Source organism: Georgenia thermotolerans (assembly GCF_009193185.1).
Classification (GTDB): Bacteria; Actinomycetota; Actinomycetes; order Actinomycetales; family Actinomycetaceae; genus Georgenia; species Georgenia thermotolerans.
In genome coordinates this window covers 1-4,587 of the sequence record NZ_VUKF01000087.1, presented here as the reverse complement: position 1 = coordinate 4,587, position 4,587 = coordinate 1, and the positions used below count along the sequence as shown (strand labels likewise).

Sequence of the window (4,587 nt, the reverse complement as noted above, 5' to 3'; positions counted from 1 at the left end):
CGGGCCGGACGGGCCGGGCCCGGCGGGGTTGACGGCCGGGCCGCCGGCCGCGCCCGCCTCGCCGACGCCGGCCTCGGCGGCCCGCCCGAGGTCGCCGTTGGCCACGCCCGGCGGGGTGAAGCCCTGGGGCAGCTCGCCGGGCATGCCCGGCGCGGGCAGCTGCCCGGTGGCGGCCGGGGACGGCAGCTCGGGGGCCCGCGGGGCGGAGGGGCTGTACGGCGCCGCGGAGGTGGAGGGCACGACGTAGGTCTCCGGCCGCGGCGGCGTGGCGGCGACGGGAGCGCCGGCGGTGCCGGCCGAGGTCGCCGCCGGGGCGGCCGCCGGCGCGGCACCGGGGCCTGAGCCGGCGCCGGACGCCGTCACGCCCGCCGTCGCCGGGGTGAGCTCCGCCGTCTCCGGGCTGAGCGGGCTGACCGGCTCGGGCTCCTCGAGGGGGCGGACCTGCGCGGGCAGGCCCGTCATGGGCGCCGGGGCGCCGGGTGCGCCCGGCTTGGAGACCAGCAGCCAGAAGAAGTCGCGCGAGCCGAGGGTGAAGGTCACCGACCCGTCGGGGGCCACCTCCGGGAAGCGTGCCCCGCCGAAGACGTCGGTGAGCTGGGCGCCGGCCGCCCGGGGCAGGCGCACCGTCGTCGAGCGGGCGGTGTTGGCGAGGTTGAACACGCACAGCACCGTCTCCTCGGCGTTCGTCCGGGTGAACGCGAGCACGGCGTCGTTGTCGACCTCCAGGGGCCGGAAGTCGCCGTTGCCGAAGACCGGGTGCCGGCGCCGGACGTCGAGGATGCCGCGCACCCAGTGCAGCAGCGAGGTGGGCTGGGCGATCTGGGCCTCGACGTTGACCGCGGCGTAGTGGTTGACCAGCGACTGCACCACCGGCAGGTACAGCTTGCCGGGGTCGGCGGTGGAGAAGCCGGCGTTGCGGTCCGGCGTCCACTGCATGGGGGTGCGCACCGCGTCCCGGTCGGGCAGCCAGATGTTGTCGCCCATGCCGATCTCGTCGCCGTAGTACAGCGTCGGGGAGCCCGGCAGCGACAGCAGCAGCGCGTGGGCCAGCTCGATCTCGGCCCGGGAGTTGCCCAGCAGCGGCGCCAGGCGCCGGCGGATGCCGACGTTGGCCCGCATGCGCGGGTCCTCGGCGTACCAGCCGTACATCGCGGCGCGTTCCTCGGTGGAGACCATCTCGAGGGTCAGCTCGTCGTGGTTGCGCAGGAACGTGCCCCACTGGGCGCCCTTCGGGATGGGCGGCGTGTCGGCGAGGATGTCGCGGATGGCCCGCGCCCGCTGCTCGCGCAGCGCGTAGTAGAGGCGCGGCATGACCGGGAAGTGGAAGCACATGTGGCACTCGGGGGCCGACTCGGTGCCGTAGTACTCCACGACGTCCTCGGGCCACTGGTTGGCCTCGGCGAGCATGATCGTGCCGGGGAACTCCCGGTCGATCATGGCCCGCAGCTCGCGCAGGAAGCGGTGGGTGCGGGGGAGGTTCTCGCAGTTGGTGCCCTCCTCCTCGAAGAGATAGGGCACCGCGTCGAGCCGGAAGCCGTCCACGCCGACCCGGCACCAGAACCGCACGACGTCGAACATCGCCTCGCGCACGGCCGGGTTCTCGAAGTTGAGGTCGGGCTGGTGGGAGAAGAACCGGTGCCAGAAGTACTGCCGGCGCACCGGGTCGAAGGTCCAGTTCGACGTCTCGGTGTCGACGAAGATGACGCGGGCGTCGGGGTACTTGGTGTTGTCGTCGCTCCAGACGTAGAAGTCCCCGTAGGGCCCGTCGGGGTTGGAGCGGGAGGACTGGAACCACGGGTGCTGGTCGCTGGTGTGGTTCATGACCAGGTCGATGATCACGCGCATGCCGCGGGCGTGCGCCTGCTGCATGAGCTCCTCGAAGTCCTCCAGCGTGCCGTACTCCGGCGCCACCGAGGTGAAGTCGGAGACGTCGTAGCCGCCGTCGCGCAGCGGCGAGGGGTAGAACGGCGGCAGCCACAGGCAGTCCACGCCGAGCCACTGCAGGTAGTCGAGGCGGTCGATGAGGCCGCGCAGGTCCCCGGTGCCCGACCCGCGCGAGTCGGCGAAGGCCCGCAGCAGCACCTCGTAGAACACGGCGGTGCGGTACCACTCGGGGTCGTCGCGCAGGCCCGGGTGGTGGGCCTGGAGGTTCGCGACGGGCTGGACCCGCGGCGGCAGGGCGCTGTAGGGGGAGGGGCCCGCCGTCTGCTCCGTCAGGCTCACAGCGGCCTCACCGACAGGATGTGGGCGCAGCGCGAGTGCGGGTCGAGCCGGACGAACGGGTCGGACCCCCACAGGTACGTCTCCCCGCCCAGCTCGTCGGAGGCGGCCATGACCGGCCACGGGGCGTGCGGGTCCCCGGCGATCCCGAGGGCGCCGAGGTCGAGGTGCAGCAGCGTCTCGCGGGTGGTGTACGGGTCGAGGTTGAGCACGACGATGACCGTGTCCTCCCGGCCGGTCGGCGACTGCTCCGCCGTCAGGCGCTTGGAGAAGCACAGGATCTGGTCGTCGTCGGTGGGGTGGATGTGCACGTTGCGCAACCGCTGCAGCGCCGGGTGCGCCCGCCGGACGGCGTTGAGCCTGCCGAGCAGGTCGGCGATGCCCAGGCTGGGCGCGCGCGACCAGTCGCGCTCCTTGTACTCGTACTTCTCGTTGTCGATCTGCTCCTCGGCGCCCGGGCGGGCGACGTTCTCGACCAGCTCGTAGCCGGAGTAGATCCCCCAGGTGGGCGAGCCGGTGGCGGCGAGCACGGCGCGGATGGCGAACGCGTTCGCCCCGCCCTGCTGCATGTACGGGGTGAGGATGTCGTGCGTCGTCGGCCAGAAGGCCGGCCGCAGCCGCGCGTCGGTCTCGAAGGCGAGCTCCATGAGGTACTCGCCGATCTCCTGCTTGCCGGTGCGCCAGGCGAAGTACGTGTAGGACTGGTGGAACCCGATCGCGCCGAGCGTGCGCATCATCGCCGGGCGGGTGAAGGCCTCGGCGAGGAAGAGCACGTCGGGGTGCTTCTGCCGGAACTCGGCGAGCAGCCGCTGCCAGAAGGACAGGGGCTTGGTGTGCGGGTTGTCGACGCGGAAGATCGTCACCCCGTGCGCCACCCACACCTCCAGCACGTCCCGCACGGCGTTGTAGATGCCCTCGGGGTCGTTGTCGAAGTTCAGCGGGTAGATGTCCTGGTACTTCTTCGGCGGGTTCTCCGCATAGGCGATCGACCCGTCCGCCCGGGTGGTGAACCACTCCGGGTGCTCGGTGACCCAGGGGTGGTCCGGCGAGGCCTGCAGCGCCAGGTCGAGGGCGACCTCCAGGCCGTGCTGGCGCGCCCGGGCGACGAAGTGGTCGAAGTCCTCGAAGGTGCCCAGGTCGGGGTGGATGGCGTCGTGGCCGCCCTCGGGCGCGCCGATGCCGTAGGGCGAGCCGGGGTCGCCCGGCTGGGCCTCGAGGGTGTTGTTGCGGCCCTTGCGGTTGGTCATGCCGATGGGGTGGATCGGCGTGAGGTAGACGACGTCGAAGCCCATCTCGGCGATGCGGCCCAGCCCGTCGGCCGCGGTGCGCAGCGTGCCCGAGACCCACTCGCCGGTGGCGGCGTCGCGGTGCGCGCCGACCGACCGGGGGAAGATCTCGTACCAGGAGCCGACCAGCGCGCGCTCGCGGTCCACCTGGACCGGGTAGGTCGCCGACGGCGAGACCATCTCCCGCAGCGGGTGCTCGGCCAGCACCGCACGCACCTCGGCGGCGGTGCCCGCGGCCAGGCGGGCGGGGGCGGGCCGGCCGGCGTCGCGCAGGCCGGCGACGGCGTCGCGCAGCACCTGCGCGGCCGCGGCGGGCAGGTCCCGCGCTGCGGCCCGCTCGAGGAGCAGCGCGCCCTCGGTGAGCATGAGCTCGACGTCGACCCCGGCGTCGACCTTGATCGAGGCGTCGTGGCGCCAGGTGCCGTAGGGGTCGGACCAGCCCTCGACGCGGAAGCCCCAGGTGCCGGGCGCGTCCGGCATGAGCCACGCCTCGTAGCGGTCCAGGCCCGGCGCGATGTCGACCATGTGCGCCCAGGAGTGGTCGCGGCCGTCCGGGGTGACCAGCACGGCGGTGGCGGCGACGGCGTCGTGGCCCTCGCGGAAGACCGTGGCGCGCACGGGGAACGCCTCGCCCACGGTGCCCTTGGCCGGCCAGCGGCCGTCCTCGATGACGGGGGAGACCTCGACGACCGGGATGCGGCCGACGGGCGCGAACGGCGCCGGGCGCGGCGCGGTGGCCGGTGGCGCGCCGACCGCGGTCGTCTCGGTGGGGCGGGGGGCTGCTGGGGTGCTCGGCGTGGCGGAGCTCGTTGGTGACGTCATGGTCGTGCCGCCCGCGCGGGGCGTGGACTCCTCGGTGGGGACAGGGGCTGCGGTGGGGTCGGGGGCGACGGCTCCGGGGTGGTGCGGTGCCGTCTCTCCCATGGCCGCGGACGAGACGTCCTGCGCGGCAGACGCTACCCGTTTCGGCGCGTCGGTGCCGCTGGCGGGGCCGGGGGTGGCGCCGTCGGCGGGGCGGGCCGTCTCGGCCGGCGCCGGCCTGGCGGGGGCCGACGCCTCCCGCGGGGCGGGTGCCGCGTCG

At 74.2% G+C, this 4,587-nt stretch carries 2 protein-coding genes; both read right to left on the bottom strand.

From position 1 onward, the window contains the following. Window positions 1–2,223, bottom strand: a 2,223-nt coding sequence (gene treS / locus GD970_RS21155; RefSeq protein ID WP_452179918.1) for a maltose alpha-D-glucosyltransferase, incomplete at its 3' end; no start/stop codon positions are given. Beyond that, complete coding sequence (locus GD970_RS21150; RefSeq protein WP_152204857.1) at window positions 2,220–4,328, bottom strand: alpha-1,4-glucan--maltose-1-phosphate maltosyltransferase; 2,109 nt, start codon at window positions 4,326–4,328, stop codon at window positions 2,220–2,222. The genes treS and GD970_RS21150, both read right to left, overlap by 4 nt. Window positions 4,329–4,587: the final 259 nt, after the last annotated feature.

What these genes read in the sequence shown, in the direction of transcription:
- GD970_RS21150 (WP_152204857.1), bottom strand. Translation starts at nt 4,328, where the DNA reads ATGACGTCACCAACGAGCTCCGCCACGCCGAGCACCCCAGCAGCCCCC.